Origin of the sequence: Microcoleus sp. CZ3-B2 (assembly GCF_036705055.1) — a bacterium.
In the GTDB taxonomy this organism is placed as follows: domain Bacteria; phylum Cyanobacteriota; class Cyanobacteriia; order Cyanobacteriales; family Microcoleaceae; genus Microcoleus.
Window position 1 is genome coordinate 1 of sequence record NZ_JAUBTN010000072.1, and the last position, 13,942, is coordinate 13,942.

Below are 13,942 nucleotides of genomic sequence, written 5' to 3' on the forward strand. Positions count from 1 at the left end.
TGACCCCATCTTTTTTTACCATAAATCGGTCAAACCTTTGTTAGCTATGGGTTTTAACGGGGTTGTCACCCCGTCAGCTGCTACTCCTAAACTTCCCAATACAAAACATCGCACGGGATGATTATCTTTTGATAATCTGGCAATTTCTCTGGGTTTTTCCCAACTATTCAATATCAAACAACTTTGATGGCAGACTTCGGCAATTAGTTTAAAAAATAACTGATAATCTTCATATCCAGTTTTATATTGTCCCGCTAGTTGTCGGCTGCTAAAAAGCATCTGCACGTCATCGAGGACAATCAGACACCGGTATTTTCGCAGGTAATCGAGGATTTGGGAAATTTGGGTTTCGATGTTTTGGGAAATTTCGGATGGTTGGGAAAAGATTTGCAGCAGGTTGGTGATGGTTGCGTCTAGGGTTGGGGAAAAGCGGAGGCTGCGATAGATGACGTAATCGAAGCCGGTTTTGATTTCGTCTATTAGGCGGAGGGAGAGGGTTGTTTTGCCGATTCCGCTGATTCCTAGGAGTGCGATGAGGCGAGTGCGATCCTGGGTTATCTAGTTTTCGAGGGTGGAGAGTTCAGAAGTGCGATCGAAAAAGGTGAATATTTCCGGTGCGTCGCCTAAGTCGATGTGGGGTTGTTTAGGAGTTGGTTGGGTTTTTTGCGGCTTTGTTGGACTTCTTGCCCTTTCTTGACAAACATTGACATGATTAAATGTGACATTCTTGCTCAGAATAGCTGATGGAGAATTATAAAAACTTGCTCTTTCAAGTATCGCTCTAATATTTACTTTAGTAACGTCTTCGTCGAAGACCTTTGATAGTATCTTCCATAATTCAGAAGCAGCAACCCTCACATAACCTTCACTACAATTACGGTCTTGGGCTACTTTGGTTGCATATTTTCGACCTTGGAGGACTTCTTTTAAAATAGCTTCTTGCAGGTCGTCTAAGTGCTTCCCTGTGTTGGCAAAAACTTTGTCATCGGCAAATCTTAAGACTTCCTTAAGCTCCATAGATCGCGTTTGGGATAATTTTTAGTTATTATAACTTATTTTTTATAACTTTTTAGATAACAAAATATAACGTTTTCTGACGCGAGTGAGTGGGCGATCGGCTAAGCAAGCTCATTGTATGATTTTTTTGAGCAAAGGTTGCTAGTAGTCTACTCTTTCAGACATTGTTTTCGAGATTTGCGATCGGGATGTCTGAGAAGAGTGGCCACATTAACGAAGTCATCCTTGTACGCAACTGAGGTTTAAGGATGAATAATTCGGATAGTCTTCTGCTCTGTGTCTGCCGCTCTGTACAGTAAATACCTGACAAGGATTTAACCTATGACAATTTTAAGACAGCTTAATCCATTACAATGGAGCACTCTCCCAGATATCGATGATGTTGATCCCCTCTGCGAAGAAGATGAGGCTTGTTTGCAGGACATAAAAACTGTCCTTGAAAAACACGGACGTTTATCAAAATTTGGGGTGGCTCTTTTACATACTCATTTTGCTCTCAAACAAAACGAATTAATGCTTGAAGTCTGTGATGTTGACAACCGAACTTTGGTCGCGAAGCCAGTGAATATGGATTTTATTAGTTCTGAAAATATCATTGAAACTCTCTGGAGGTTTGATCAAGGGAGCGGAATGTCATGTGCAGACATCTGCTGGAAATTGAAAGATGGTGGACACCAGCGTCAGCATGAAGCCTTTCCACCTAAAGATAGATGATTAGTAGTTGGCGTAGGGTGCGTTAACGAACTGTAACGCACCGCAACAGCGAGAAGGATGGAAGGAGGCTTAAGTGGGGCGCTCCCTCTTGAGAATCTACTATGCGGTAGCGCAAAGGATGGGAGAGGGTTTAGGGGCGATTGTTAACTGTTGACTAAAAATAATGGTACATCATTGAGGGTTTAAAGATGGAAAGCCAAACAATTATGCGTAAAGATGAAACAGGAACAAGAATAGATATTGAATATGAAAAAGGGAAAAAGATAGGGAATGTTCATGTACAAGATAACTCTAATAATAAGGAAAAGCTTTTTATATATCCAGCTAATCCTGATGATTCTGAAATTGAGAGCGCGATTAAGTCATCCGATATTCTGAGTCGAGCTTATAACCTTAAAAAGCCTGAAAAACTAGCGTATCTTAAGAGCCAGATCAAAAAGGCGATTGAGATGATGACTACTTTTGCAGAAACAGGTTATACCTCTGATTAGGTAAATTTTGTTCGTTTGCTCTTCCATCTCGAATCTACCATGCGGTAGCGCAAAGGATGGGAGAGGGTGCAGGGGGCGATCGCCCACATTTACAGGAAAAGTTAAAGGTTGGGCGATCGAGCACAAAAATGTACTGATTTATTGTTTTAAAATCTTAAATTGGAGTTAAAAAATGGGTAAAATAACTGAAGATGATTATATAGGAACTCCTGCCATCGTATTGTTTGAACACGCTTCAGAATTATATTTAAAAGCCCTAGAATGTCAGAAAGCACAACGTTATGAAGATGCTCTTGTCAAATATAACAGTGCTTTAGGTTTATTAGAGACTTTTTTTAAGTTTTGCGAAAGCGATACGAATATCGTTTCTCTACCAAGCAAAATTCTTTTTCTTTTTTTGCTCTTTGACTTAGTTGATAAAGTTAAAAACTGTTATGGTGAACTTAGAGAACCTTATAAATTCTCAGTATTCCAGAACTTTTTTTGGGAAATAATAGAGACAATTGGGAAATATGAAAAAGCCTTAAATCCCAAGCAAGTTATTCTCTATAAAAATATAACTAAAGCAACAAAATCAACTTATGAAAATATTCCATTAGCTGAATTTACTACAGCAATTTTAGAAGAGACATCTCAAGTTGGTGATAATTCAGATGATCCTACATTTATCGAAATGGTTTCAAACTATGACAAATGTTGTTCCTATAAAACATTGCTTATGCCATCCAAAGGAGTTAGTATTAGTAGTTCTAGTAGCTCTTGCTTCATCGCCACAGCAGCTTACTCCACTTCCACACACCCAGACATCGACACCTTCCGCAATTTCCGGGACAAAAAACTTTTAACTAATCCTGTAGGTAAAGGATTAGTCAGCTTATACTACAAGATCAGCCCTAGCATCGCTAACTATGTGAAAAAGCAGCCGGTTATCAAGAGCTTTTTAAGACAGCAGCTAGAGCGTTTAGCTGAGTGGATGCGTAGCCAAGAAATTAAAAGTTAGTATAGTTTTAAAAAGAACTATTTAACAAGCAGCGGGAAAAAGCGATCGCCCTTATCTTCCCAAAGTACGATCAATCGCCCCTACTTTCTTATTTAGTTGAGCAGTTGGATTATCTCCCCATCGCGCTGATTTTTTGGTAGCTAGAATATACTATTCGTTATTAGTAGGTGGTAAAAATGAGTACCAATGAAGACTTGTTTCGTAGAGCAGAATTAAATTATAAAAATAAAAATTATCAAGCAGCTATTGAAGACTATACCCGATTCTTGCAACTAAACCCCAATGAATCCAAAGCTTACTGGCAGAGAGGTGTTGTCTGGGTAGATTTGGGAAACAATCAAGAAGCTATTAAAGATTACACTCAATTTTTAAAATTTCGACCTGATGTGGTTGACGTGTATGTAGCCCGTGCCGCTATTTTCAAAGATGCGGGTAACTTACAAAGAGCAATAGATGATTGCACTCACGCTCTATCTGTGGGTAGTGATTGGGATCATATAGCATACAGTTTAAGAGGCGATTGTTATGGTGTATTAGAAAACTATCAGGCTGCGCTTCAAGATTATAACCAAAGCATTCGTTTAGATCCTGAAGAAATTGAAAACTATCAAAAAAGAGGCTTTATTCACCAAGAACTCAAAAATTACCATGAAGCGATTGAAGATTTAACTAAAGTATTGGGTCGCAATTCTGAAAATTCAGAAGTAGTTCACTGTTATCATCTTCGCGCTGGATGCCATCAAGGGCTTGGCAATTGGGCGGAAGCAATTAGGGATTTTACAGAGGTAATCCGTAGAGATCCTACTTACTATAGAGCTTACATTGGACGAGGTGGAGCTTATGGGTTCTTGAATGATAGGGAAAGTGCAGCTTCAGACTTGGATACAGCACTTAGATTATCCCAGGCTCAGGGAGATACTGATGCATACCAGAGCGCTATGATGGTGATTAAATTACTGGGGATTACGAAAAAAAGTAGTGACAGCAATATCAGTGATAATACGCCAAGCCCCGTTCCAGTGCTGCACGTAGTCGCGGCGATTTTGTTTCCCCCGCTGGGCGTATTTTTGACGGTTGGGCTTGGCATTCATTTTTGGATCAGCCTGGTGCTCACACTCGTTTTTACCTGGATTCCCGGCATTATCCACGCTGTTTGGCTGGTTTACAATCACGATCGAAGTTAAGCAGTAGGGAAGTGCGATCGCCCTTATTCTCCCGAAGTGCGATCGCCCTTTTCTTCCCGAAGTGCGATCGCCCACGGGATAGCTACGCCGATCGCACTATTGGATTATTTACCTATCAGCCGATCGTACTCTGCGTGAGTCCCAATCCAAAACCACAAAATACCTGTTTCAATTTCCACACCCAAGGCGCGATAAGCTTGTCCGGCCCTTACAGACCAATAATTACCAACTTTCTTAAAATGTAAAGAAGGATGAGACGGATCGACCCTCAGCAACTCATAACACTGATCTGCTGTAGCCTGTACCGTTGAGGGTAAAGCGTTATAACAGTCCCAAAATTTTCGAGTAGTATAGTGCATTAAATCTCTCGATAGTTACCACTCTCAAAATCGGCGATCGCTTCTCCTGCTAAAGCATCCAGTTTACCCTTAGCAATATCTTTCTCTAGCTGAATATCCCATCGTTGGTAATCCAAATTCAAAAACCACTCTAACAACTCTCCAATTTCGTTCGGCCCAAGTTCGAGAATCGCATTTTCTATCTGTTCTACAGTCAACATAGGCTGTCTTAGATTACACTTTATTTCGCTGATTTTATCGTAGCACTGCGATCGAAGTGATTGAGATATTACTCATCCCATTCTTCTCTTAGCTGCAACTGGAATTCCAAAGCATCCACACGCTTCGGTAAAAAACCGCGCCATCTCTTTAAATTTTTCCTGGGCAATCTTTGACTGCTATCCTGAGTCTCGGTTGTTTCCCGCTGACGAATCAATGCTGACAAAAATTCTAAAAGTTGCTGTTGCTCTTCAAGAGTGAGACTTTGAGCCTGACTTAGTACCTCGCTATAAGTAGACATAGGCTTTATGTTGAGATTTTTGGGCTGATTGTTATTATAGCAATTTAGGCTCTAGGAAAATGCGATCGCCCTTATCTTCCTGAAGTACGCCCTTTTCTTCCCGAAGTGCGATCGCCCTTAAGTTAATCATAAATTTCTCTCCGGTGTCCAATCTGGTGAATAGTAATCACATTTAAATCATCATCAAAAGAATAAATTACCCGATAATCACCCACTCTTAACTTAAAGAAACCTGCCAGATTAGCCGACAACGGCATAGGAGTAATTTGTTCAAAATTTTCAGCCAACCAATTGATTTTATTACCTATACGCTCCCGCACAGGCTGAGTCAATCTTTCTTGGTTAACCAGAGCTTCTGCTGTCAACTCAACCAAATAGCTCATTACGCCTTCATGCCAAGTTTTTGATAAACTTCCCCAGCTTCGATGCTGCTTTCTCCTGCTTGCTTGCGCTTCATTGACTCTAACAATTTCAGCTTGACTTCTTCCTTAACTTCTAAACCTGCATCAGGATCGCCCAAATATTCTTCTAAGCATTGTTCAACGGTATGCCGAATCAAGTCCCGCAGTTGCTCAACTGTCATATCTTTGACTTGCATATTAATCTCCTAGTCTGTGGGATTATCGATAAATTATAGCAACTTTAGGAGCGCCAAACCCAATCAAACTGATTTTGGCTCAAAGAAAGTGCGATCGACCTTTTCTTCCCGAAGTGCGATCGCGCGGATTAACTATCCATCGCCTGCCGGATCGCTTTGGCCCGCCACACTCAGCATCGGAAGAAAATCAGTAGAATGCCAGAGCCCCGCTAGCTTTTCGCGCGATCGAACGCCAGAGGATATTGCTGTTAGGGCGATCGACCTTTTGGTGTTCTCCTCGGGCGATAGTTAATCCCCAAATTTTAACTTAAAAATAAATTTTTCCACCATCGTTTTCCAACCGCCAAGCAGCTTTATCTATGACAATTGCAGCGGGATTGGCAACAGTTGCCGTGTACTTACCGAAAATGCCGACCCTTTTCGCTACTCATTTTCTCACCTATTCCCAGCAATTTTAATATTGCTCGCAATAGCAATGACCGACACGGACGCATCAAATAAAAACAAAGCAGGCAATTTTTTTATGGTTGCTGTATTTTGTGCAGGTTTGGCAATTAGCTACGATTGGGATACCACCAAACAAACTTATTCAGCGTATCTAAAAAACATTCAATTTGGACTGACAAATCCATCGTTAGTTACAGCCAAGCAAAAGTCACAATATGCAGCCATACAGCAGTCTATTCCACAGGGAGAAACAGTTTTGACCAGACTAGACGCACCTTTTATTCTCGACTTTAAACGCAATCAAATTTTTCTCGCCGACTGGCCCGGGGGAGCTAGTTTGCCACCCGGTATGCCTGCCTTCAAAGGCCCTGAAGCCTTGGCAAACTATTTAGCCACAAAATCTATTCGATACATAGCTTATTCGTCTTGGAGTCTCAATCATCCTGCTGTAGATACTTCAGGGCCTCGATTGTCATCTTGGTTTCGACTGCAAGCAAAACTTTCTCACGACTTTCGGGATAACCTGTGGCAACTTGCAAAAACTCGAAAACAATTGTATGAAGACGGAGAAAATTTTGTGCTGGATTTAGAAACAAAATTGTAGAAAGTCTTGGACGCAGAGATAGTCAGAAATCTGGTTTTTTCCAAACATCTTTCGTTGCAGCCAACAGTAAAGGTCAAAAATCCGGTTTATTTGATCGCAGGGGATTTTTTACATAAAAAAGCAAATTGGATATCAAACCGAGAAGCCGGAAATGTTTGGTATCAATTTTAGCCTCTGCTGGCAGCATCTGCAATACATCTTTTTCGGATAAAAGATTGAGGTTTTCTTCTTGGGCGAAAAAGTTCTTGCCCAGCAATCTCAAAAGAGCTCGAAACCAAGAGGGGGGAAGCCAGTGAATTAGGGGGACAGCGGTGTGGAATTCTACGGGAAACCAGCGGTTAGGAGTAGTGATGCAGCAGGTTTTGCCGACGCGGCAAAGTTCTCGAATAAAAGTTTTTTGCTGAGTTCGATTGCCGACGTGTTCGATGACGGCAAAACTCACGACTAAATCAAAACTTTTGTCTGGAAATGGTAAAGTCAAACCGTTAGAACGGACATACTTTAAACCGGGATATTCTTGTTCTAAAAATGCAGCATCTTCCATGCCCACAGCGGTGATTTTGTGGGGGTAGGGATAGAGTTTCTCAAAAAAATTGCAATCTTCGCGCCGGTCGGAAGTTACTCCTACATCCAACACGGTTGTGTCGTCGCTGGGATTGGCTAATGCCATGAGTAAATTAAACATTTTTTGGCGGGCGTACCAAGATAGTTTGGTGGCGAAACCACCAAGCTTGGGGCCTACGTACTCGCTGGAGTTTTTTTGATTTATTGTCATAGGATTTGAGGTTTTAGACGTACTCAGAGCAGAGGTTGTAGTGTTTAAGTGATAATTAGTTTACCTGCGCTTCAAGCCCAGCACGCTGAGAAAAAAGCTGGATAGAACCATCTGCAAACCGACGGTCAGGCAGGTGAGCGAGGGAATAACTAAACGCAGAGTTTTAGATGGGTCTAGAATACCGAAAGCTGTATCGCTCCAGATAGTTAATGACAAAAACGAGCCAACTATTCCGATTAATATCAGCGTGACTCCGGCAATCAATCCTGTTTCTAAGGTAACGTAGCGAAATATTTTGTTGAGTTTGGGGTCTTCGGGCAGCAGTTTCTCGCTGATGGCGAAAACTTTGGTGAAGAAAGCGAAAGTTACTGCTTGAAAACCGACGATAATTGCGATCGCCCCATAAAGCAGCGTATGTACGTCAAAGTTAATACTGCCAATCTTTTGAGTACCGGGCAACAGCCAGATGGTAACAATTATACCCAAAATCATCAGCGCCACACCAGGATACAAAAACAGCCAGCGAGGACTGTAAAGCAACAAAAATCTGAGGTGCCGCCAGCCATCTCGCCAAGTTCGCAAGTGCGGCGGGCGACTGCGCCCGTCGGGAGATAGTACCGTTGGGACTTCAGCGATTTTCAACTTGTACAGAGAGGCTTTGACGACCATTTCGCTAGCAAATTCCATCCCCGTTGTTTGCAAGTCGAGTTTCAAAATTGAGTCTCTCCTAAAACCCCGCAATCCGCAGTGAAAATCGCCGGCGGGACTTGCAAAGAATAACCGCCCAACCCATGTCAACACCGGATTTCCTAAATATTTGTGCAGTGGTGGCATTGCACCGGGTTTGATGCCTCCTTGAAAGCGATTTCCCATGACTAAATCGCAGCCTCCCCGCAATTTTTCGACAAAGGCACCGAGGTTAGAAAAGTCGTAGCTGTCGTCAGCGTCGCCCATGATAATATAAACTCCGCGTGCCGCTACGATGCCTCCCATCAGGGCGCTGCCGTAGCCTTTGGCTGCTACGGGCACGACTCGGGCACCCATTTTGGTGGCGATATCTTGGGAACCGTCAGTGCTGCCGTTGTCTGCTATGATGACCTCGCCGGCAATATCCAGTTCGCGCAGTGACCTCTGAGCCTTCTCGATGCAAATTTCTAAAGTTTCTGCTTCGTTGAGGCAGGGCATGAGTATCGAGAGTTCGAGAGTGTATTCCCCGCTGGTGTTGGTCTGTTCGGCCATAGGTTTATTCCAGGCATTGCTGGCGATCGACAATACTTACTTTTCCAGTATCTCTGCTTAAATTATTAGTTGTGAATAAAAATCAACAAAACTTAATTAAAGTTTTTCATTTTTTTCCCAACTGCCGTTTTTTTGTAATATTAGGTTAGTTAATTTATGAGTAGAAGCGTTTTTCTAGTTTTGCTCGCTGCTATTTTGTGCAGTGTGGTGGGTCAATTTAGTCTGAAAGCAGGAGCAAAAATCTTAGGGCCCATTGGCGCTGCTAATTTAGTGGAAAAAGTGCTCGCAATGGCAACTCAGCCTTTGATAGTTGGAGGTCTGTGTTTGTATGCAGTTTCTTCGATCGGCTTTATCGTAGTTTTGTCTCGCGCCAACATTAGCATAGTCTCGCCTTTACTGTCAATTAGTTACTTGTTTACTGTGTTGGGCGGGAAAATTGTATTTCACGAGCCTTTGCCACCGCTGCGGTTGGTAGGCGTGGGGCTAATTATGACGGGAGTAATTTTTGTACTCCAAGGTCAAAGTGGGGGAACCGCTGGGGGCAACTAGCGATCGCTTTTAACATTGATCATTGAGTGCTGAGTTGATAACTTAATTCAAAGGGTGTGTCTGATCGTAACCTTCTAAATCGATACTGAGGTCACAATTATGAATTATTATTATTTTATTTCTTTTGCCTGGGGAATTTTCATTCTTGTATCCCTGATTGGTTGGGGTGGAGTAGTCAACCGCATCCTTTTTCCTCAGTACAGAGTTGACTGGGGACAAAGAGCCGCTTGGGGGATAGCTTGGACGATTATATTTGGTGGTTTATTAAATGTGACATGGACTATTTCGCAAGCAACTATTTTAATATATATATGGTTGGGCGCAATTTACGGAATAATAGATGCCTGGGCAAATAAAACTTTGATCGCCGACGAGCTGAATCGGTTAATTAATGCTTTTAAAGAAAATAGTTTTTTGGCGATCGGGACTTTTATCGCTTTGCTTCTGGCTGCTGTGCAATACAGTGGTTCAGTGGCCTGGTATAATTTTAATCCTCACGATGACTACCACGCCTATTTTGTATTCCCCCATAAAATGCTTCAAATAGGTTCTCTTGGTTCCGATCCTTTCAGCGAAAGAAGATTGGTATCTGCACTGGGAGGACAATCATTCTTGCATACATTCATTCTCAGCCTGTTGGATGAAAGAAGTTTATATCTGATCGATCCCGGATGCGCCTTAGTCGTAATGATAGGACTCACGATCGGATACTGTCAGCAAAAACAATTTTCAAAAAGCTCGACATTACTGATTGTGTTCGCATTTTTATTAATTAGCCGAGATCATACAAATACAACTGGTATATTAATTCCGGTATGTCTTTTCTTCAGCTTATTTAGAGTTTTTGATTGGGACAAGCTAAAAGCAACAAACATCCACAGTAATGCTGCGATTGTAGGATTGCTTGCAGCCGCTATCTGCGCTTTAAAAACTACCTTGATTCCTGCGTGTATTATTTTCTTCACCTGTAGTTATTTTTTCTATATCCTTGGCAGCCAAATAAAGCATAAAGCAATCTACGAATTTTGTTTAGCTAGTATTTTATTGGCTGTGTTTATTTTACCCTGGTCGATCTCACTGTATCAGTCATCCGGGACTTTATTATATCCCATATTTGGTAGAGGTTTTCATGGTTCTGTATACGGAGGCTCGGTCAAGCTTCCTAGCAATGAGATTTTCGGAGAGCTTTTTCGATTTTCAGCACTTAGACTCAAGCTATATGCAATTTTAGCAATTGTTTATTTACTGACTGTATTGAGAATTAGATTTTTTATGGTTGGTCTCCATAAAAAGCCAATTGTTAGGGAAGCAAGTCTGTCTATTAATCTTAGTAATGTGACGGGCGTTGCAATCATAGGAATTTCTACTGGAGGCTCGGATATCGACCGCTATGCATATTCACTACTATTAGTTGTGTTCCTGATATTAATATTGGTTGTTAGGGAAAATATTGAGCCAAAAATATCAAACTTAAACTTAAGAAATAGGCGTTTCATTGGTGCATTATTTTTGTCATTCTTATTAGCGATCAATTGTAAGGGCGACAAAATGTTTAGACAATATAATCATTATTTAGAGAACATTGCCTCTGGTTTAAAAAATGTACCTTTAGTGACACTAGACGAGCGAGAAAAATATTCAAAAATGCTAGATTCGGTTCCTGAAGGAGAAATAGTTTTAACAAGACTTGACAAACCTTTTTTAATGAATTTTAAGAAACATACAATCTGGATTGCAGACTACCCAGGCGGGGCTAGCCTTCCGCCCGGTATGCCTTCCTTTAAAGGAGAAGAAGCGCTAGCAGATTATCTAGTTTCAAAATCGATTAGATATGTTGCATATTCTTACGCTAATGAAGCGAACTTTCCTAGGAAATCTCTAGAATATAGACTCGAAGTCAAGGCACTAGGTTTTTGGCTCCGAAATCAGGCATTGAACACTTTTGAATTTCAAGATAGCTTACAAAAACTCGGTCAAACGAGAAAACGGATTTATGATGATGGAGCAAATTTTGTAATTGATTTGTCAAGCAATAAAAACAAGCAGTGATATCAGTTTTATTTGCAGTATTTAAAATAGATGAACCAACATCACTTATTGATCGATCGCACCGCCGTTCTTGCTACAATGCACCAAAAAGAACGGGTGATGGCTCCCATTTTGGAACGAGAATTAGGCGTAAAACTCGTACTGCCTGCCGAGCTTAATACAGACATTTTCGGCACATTTACTAGAGAAGTTAAACGCTTAGGAACTCAAATAGAAGCCGCCCGCCAGAAAGCGGAAAAAGCTCTAGAAATTGCGGGCGAAACTCTGGCCTTTGCGAGTGAAGGTACATTCGGCCCTCACCCAATGATGCCGTATCTGCCAGCTAATCGAGAAATCGTAATTTTATTAGATCGAGCCAACAATCTCGAAATTATCGGCGAATCATTGTCTGTAGAAACTAATTACAGTCACCAGTTAGTTGCCACTATAGAAGAAGCAGATGATTTTGCTCAAAAAGCTGGATTTCCCGCACACGGACTGGTGGTTGTAGTTGGCGATGCTGCTAAAGGGAAGGGAGACATTGTTAAGGGAATAACTACCGAAAAGCAGTTGTTTGAGGCGGTGACAGCAGGCTTGAAAAAATCGTCAACTGGCAGAGTTCACGTCGAAACAGATATGCGGGCGATGTACAATCCCACTCGGATGAAAAATATCGAAAATGCAACTCTCGATTTAGTTAGAAAATTTCAGCAATTGTGCCCGCAGTGCGGTTGGCCGGGATTTGAAGTTACTGACAGAAAAATCGGATTGCCCTGCGGACTTTGCTATTTTCCGACTCAGCTAGCGCGATCGACTATTTATCAATGCAAAAACTGCGGTTATACTAAAGAAGAACTGTTTCCCGACGGTCGAGAGACTGCCGATCCAGCTCAGTGTCAGTATTGCAACCCTTAAAATTAAGTTACTAATGATAGCCGTAGCAACCGAACGCAACTGGAAACCCGTTATTAAAGAATTTGAGGCTGTAGTCGGTAAAAACGGGGTAGTGCAGCGCCGCGAAGAATTGATTGTTTACGAGTGCGACGGGCTCGCCAGCTACCGCCAGCGCCCCGCTGTGGTAGTGTTGCCGCGCACTACCGAGGAAGTGGCAAATGTGGTCAAAATATGCGATCGCAATTCCATTCCCTGGGTAGCTAGAGGCGCAGGAACCGGGCTTTCCGGCGGCGCTTTACCCGTAGAAAACTGCGTGCTGATTGTCACAGCCCTGATGCGAAAAATCCTAAAAGTAGACTTAGAAAATCAGCAAGTAGTCGTACAACCGGGAGTAATTAATAACTGGGTAACGCAAGCAGTTAGCGGCGCAGGTTTCTACTACGCACCCGATCCTTCCAGTCAAATTGTTTGTTCGATTGGCGGCAACGTTGCCGAAAATTCTGGCGGCGTTCACTGCCTCAAATACGGAGTTACAACCAATCACGTTTTAGGATTAAAATTGGTAATTCCCGACGGTTCCATTGTCGATGTTGGCGGCGAAATTCCCGAAATGCCCGGTTACGATTTAACAGGTATATTTGTCGGTTCCGAAGGCACTTTAGGCATCGCCACGGAAGTTACTTTGCGAATCCTGAAAGCGCCGGAATCGATTTGCGTTCTGTTGGCGGATTTTGCCAGTATCGAAGCAGCGGGCGAATCGGTTTCCGATATTATCAGCGCTGGGATTATTCCAGGGGGTATGGAAATCATGGACAATATCAGCATCAATGCTGTAGAAGATGTAGTAGCAACTGGTTGTTATCCCCGCGATGCGGCGGCAATTCTGCTCGTAGAAATCGACGGTTTAGAAGTGGAAGTTGCCACAAATAAACAGCGAATTGCTGATATTTGCAAGCAGAATGGAGCGCGAAATATCACTACTGCCCATGACCCGGAAACGCGGCTGAAAATTTGGAAAGGGCGGAAAGCTGCTTTTGCGGCGGCGGGTCATCTCAGCCCGGATTATTACGTGCAAGATGGCGTAATTCCGCGCACGCAAATGGCTTATGTTTTGAAGGAAATTGAGGGTTTGAGCGAGAAATACGGTTATCGGATTGCGAATGTATTTCACGCGGGAGATGGGAATTTGCACCCGCTGATTTTGTACGATAACTCGGTAAAAGGTGCGTTGGAAAAGGTGGAAGAATTGGGGGGAGAAATTCTCAGGCTGTGCGTGAAAGTCGGCGGCAGTCTTTCGGGGGAACACGGCATCGGTGCTGATAAGAAGTGTTTTATGCCGGATATGTTTTCGGAGGTAGATTTGGAGACGATGCAGTGGGTGCGTCAGGTGTTTAATCCGAAAGGTTTGGCGAATCCTGGGAAGATGTTTCCGACGCCGAAGACTTGCGGGGAAGCGGCGAGGGCTAAGGTTGAAACTATGAAGAAGTTGGAGGGTGCGGAGGTTTTTTAATTCCCCAGATGCAGACGGCAGTTTCAACCGCCGT

The 13,942-nt window shown here is 42.5% G+C and carries 19 protein-coding genes; 10 read left to right on the forward strand and 9 right to left on the reverse strand.

The genetic code is table 11. The features are described 5' to 3' along the window. Window positions 1-15 precede the first annotated feature (15 nt). Window positions 16-558, reverse strand: a complete 543-nt coding sequence (locus tag QUA97_RS24105) for an ATP-binding protein (protein WP_333196640.1) — start codon at window positions 556-558, stop codon at window positions 16-18. Further along, window positions 559-1,017: a hypothetical protein gene (locus QUA97_RS24110; protein WP_333196591.1), complete on the reverse strand. Its 459-nt coding sequence runs from the start codon at window positions 1,015-1,017 to the stop codon at window positions 559-561. Window positions 1,018-1,338: 321 nt separating this feature from the next. Here QUA97_RS24110 and QUA97_RS24115 point away from each other — a divergent pair, with 321 nt between their 5' ends. The 4 genes from QUA97_RS24115 (at window position 1,339) to QUA97_RS24130 (ending at window position 4,406) form a co-directional block, all read left to right on the forward strand. Further along, entirely contained in the window at window positions 1,339-1,731 is a 393-nt protein-coding gene (locus QUA97_RS24115) for a hypothetical protein (protein WP_333196593.1), read from the forward strand. Between the two features lie 188 nt (window positions 1,732-1,919). Beyond that, complete coding sequence (locus QUA97_RS24120; protein ID WP_333196596.1) at window positions 1,920-2,222, forward strand: hypothetical protein; 303 nt, start codon at window positions 1,920-1,922, stop codon at window positions 2,220-2,222. A gap of 172 nt (window positions 2,223-2,394) precedes the next feature. Beyond that, entirely contained in the window at window positions 2,395-3,222 is an 828-nt protein-coding gene (locus QUA97_RS24125) for a CFI-box-CTERM domain-containing protein (protein ID WP_333196598.1), read from the forward strand. A gap of 176 nt (window positions 3,223-3,398) precedes the next feature. Further along, window positions 3,399-4,406, forward strand: a complete 1,008-nt coding sequence (locus tag QUA97_RS24130; RefSeq protein ID WP_333196601.1) for a YqaE/Pmp3 family membrane protein — start codon at window positions 3,399-3,401, stop codon at window positions 4,404-4,406. Between the two features lie 104 nt (window positions 4,407-4,510). Here the strand turns inward: QUA97_RS24130 and QUA97_RS24135 are convergent, their stop codons facing one another. The 5 genes from QUA97_RS24135 to QUA97_RS24155 all read right to left on the reverse strand — a co-directional run bounded on the left by QUA97_RS24135 (window position 4,511) and on the right by QUA97_RS24155 (window position 5,862). Continuing rightward, on the reverse strand, window positions 4,511-4,765 hold the full coding sequence (locus tag QUA97_RS24135) for a ParE family toxin-like protein (protein WP_333196604.1): 255 nt from the start codon (window positions 4,763-4,765) through the stop codon (window positions 4,511-4,513). Next, window positions 4,765-4,965: a hypothetical protein gene (locus QUA97_RS24140; RefSeq protein WP_333196606.1), complete on the reverse strand. Its 201-nt coding sequence runs from the start codon at window positions 4,963-4,965 to the stop codon at window positions 4,765-4,767. The genes QUA97_RS24135 and QUA97_RS24140 overlap by 1 nt, the downstream gene beginning before the upstream one ends. Window positions 4,966-5,033: 68 nt before the next feature. Next, a complete protein-coding gene (locus QUA97_RS24145) occupies window positions 5,034-5,264 on the reverse strand; it encodes a hypothetical protein (protein ID WP_194068128.1) in 231 nt (76 codons plus the stop codon). 122 nt (window positions 5,265-5,386) lie between these two features. Next, window positions 5,387-5,647: a type II toxin-antitoxin system RelE family toxin gene (locus QUA97_RS24150; protein ID WP_333196609.1), complete on the reverse strand. Its 261-nt coding sequence runs from the start codon at window positions 5,645-5,647 to the stop codon at window positions 5,387-5,389. Continuing rightward, a complete protein-coding gene (locus QUA97_RS24155; RefSeq protein WP_194068126.1) occupies window positions 5,647-5,862 on the reverse strand; it encodes a hypothetical protein in 216 nt (71 codons plus the stop codon). Before QUA97_RS24155 ends, QUA97_RS24150 begins: the two co-directional genes overlap by 1 nt. Window positions 5,863-5,878: 16 nt before the next feature. Between QUA97_RS24155 and QUA97_RS24160 the strand changes: the two genes are divergently transcribed. Both QUA97_RS24160 and QUA97_RS24165 read left to right on the forward strand, forming a co-directional pair. Continuing rightward, window positions 5,879-6,154, forward strand: coding sequence for a hypothetical protein (locus QUA97_RS24160; RefSeq protein WP_333196612.1), 276 nt, complete (start codon window positions 5,879-5,881; stop codon window positions 6,152-6,154). A 183-nt stretch (window positions 6,155-6,337) separates the two neighbouring features. Further along, on the forward strand, window positions 6,338-6,913 hold the full coding sequence (locus QUA97_RS24165; RefSeq protein WP_333196614.1) for a hypothetical protein: 576 nt from the start codon (window positions 6,338-6,340) through the stop codon (window positions 6,911-6,913). Window positions 6,914-6,986: 73 nt separating this feature from the next. Here QUA97_RS24165 and QUA97_RS24170 read toward each other — a convergent pair whose 3' ends face one another. Further along, window positions 6,987-7,688 carry a class I SAM-dependent methyltransferase gene (locus QUA97_RS24170; protein ID WP_194068123.1) on the reverse strand — a complete coding sequence of 234 codons (702 nt, stop codon included), beginning with the start codon at window positions 7,686-7,688 and terminating at the stop codon, window positions 6,987-6,989. Between the two features lie 60 nt (window positions 7,689-7,748). Continuing rightward, window positions 7,749-8,927, reverse strand: coding sequence for a glycosyltransferase family 2 protein (locus QUA97_RS24175; protein ID WP_194068122.1), 1,179 nt, complete (start codon window positions 8,925-8,927; stop codon window positions 7,749-7,751). 156 nt (window positions 8,928-9,083) lie between these two features. On the opposite strand from QUA97_RS24175, the gene QUA97_RS24180 reads away from it, so the two are divergent. The 4 genes from QUA97_RS24180 (at window position 9,084) to glcD (ending at window position 13,908) form a co-directional block, all read left to right on the forward strand. After that, entirely contained in the window at window positions 9,084-9,476 is a 393-nt protein-coding gene (locus tag QUA97_RS24180; protein WP_194068121.1) for a transporter, read from the forward strand. Between the two features lie 99 nt (window positions 9,477-9,575). Next, complete coding sequence (locus tag QUA97_RS24185) at window positions 9,576-11,525, forward strand: hypothetical protein (RefSeq protein ID WP_333196619.1); 1,950 nt, start codon at window positions 9,576-9,578, stop codon at window positions 11,523-11,525. A gap of 30 nt (window positions 11,526-11,555) precedes the next feature. After that, on the forward strand, window positions 11,556-12,419 hold the full coding sequence (locus tag QUA97_RS24190; RefSeq protein WP_194068119.1) for a DUF6671 family protein: 864 nt from the start codon (window positions 11,556-11,558) through the stop codon (window positions 12,417-12,419). 13 nt (window positions 12,420-12,432) lie between these two features. Next, window positions 12,433-13,908, forward strand: a complete 1,476-nt coding sequence (gene glcD / locus QUA97_RS24195; protein ID WP_194068118.1) for a glycolate oxidase subunit GlcD — start codon at window positions 12,433-12,435, stop codon at window positions 13,906-13,908. Window positions 13,909-13,942: the final 34 nt, after the last annotated feature.

Bases quoted from the DNA above. Each gene is read 5' to 3' on its own strand.
- QUA97_RS24110 (WP_333196591.1), bottom strand. From the start codon at position 1,017: ATGGAGCTTAAGGAAGTCTTAAGATTTGCCGATGACAAAGTTTTTGCC.
- QUA97_RS24115 (WP_333196593.1), top strand. From the start codon at position 1,339: ATGACAATTTTAAGACAGCTTAATCCATTACAATGGAGCACTCTCCCA.
- QUA97_RS24120 (WP_333196596.1), top strand. From the start codon at position 1,920: ATGGAAAGCCAAACAATTATGCGTAAAGATGAAACAGGAACAAGAATA.
- QUA97_RS24125 (WP_333196598.1), top strand. From the start codon at position 2,395: ATGGGTAAAATAACTGAAGATGATTATATAGGAACTCCTGCCATCGTA.
- QUA97_RS24130 (WP_333196601.1), top strand. From the start codon at position 3,399: ATGAGTACCAATGAAGACTTGTTTCGTAGAGCAGAATTAAATTATAAA.
- QUA97_RS24135 (WP_333196604.1), bottom strand. From the start codon at position 4,765: ATGCACTATACTACTCGAAAATTTTGGGACTGTTATAACGCTTTACCC.
- QUA97_RS24140 (WP_333196606.1), bottom strand. From the start codon at position 4,965: ATGTTGACTGTAGAACAGATAGAAAATGCGATTCTCGAACTTGGGCCG.
- QUA97_RS24145 (WP_194068128.1), bottom strand. From the start codon at position 5,264: ATGTCTACTTATAGCGAGGTACTAAGTCAGGCTCAAAGTCTCACTCTT.
- QUA97_RS24150 (WP_333196609.1), bottom strand. From the start codon at position 5,647: ATGAGCTATTTGGTTGAGTTGACAGCAGAAGCTCTGGTTAACCAAGAA.
- QUA97_RS24155 (WP_194068126.1), bottom strand. From the start codon at position 5,862: ATGCAAGTCAAAGATATGACAGTTGAGCAACTGCGGGACTTGATTCGG.
- QUA97_RS24165 (WP_333196614.1), top strand. From the start codon at position 6,338: ATGACCGACACGGACGCATCAAATAAAAACAAAGCAGGCAATTTTTTT.
- QUA97_RS24170 (WP_194068123.1), bottom strand. From the start codon at position 7,688: ATGACAATAAATCAAAAAAACTCCAGCGAGTACGTAGGCCCCAAGCTT.
- QUA97_RS24175 (WP_194068122.1), bottom strand. From the start codon at position 8,927: ATGGCCGAACAGACCAACACCAGCGGGGAATACACTCTCGAACTCTCG.
- QUA97_RS24180 (WP_194068121.1), top strand. From the start codon at position 9,084: ATGAGTAGAAGCGTTTTTCTAGTTTTGCTCGCTGCTATTTTGTGCAGT.
- QUA97_RS24185 (WP_333196619.1), top strand. From the start codon at position 9,576: ATGAATTATTATTATTTTATTTCTTTTGCCTGGGGAATTTTCATTCTT.
- QUA97_RS24190 (WP_194068119.1), top strand. From the start codon at position 11,556: ATGAACCAACATCACTTATTGATCGATCGCACCGCCGTTCTTGCTACA.
- glcD (WP_194068118.1), top strand. From the start codon at position 12,433: ATGATAGCCGTAGCAACCGAACGCAACTGGAAACCCGTTATTAAAGAA.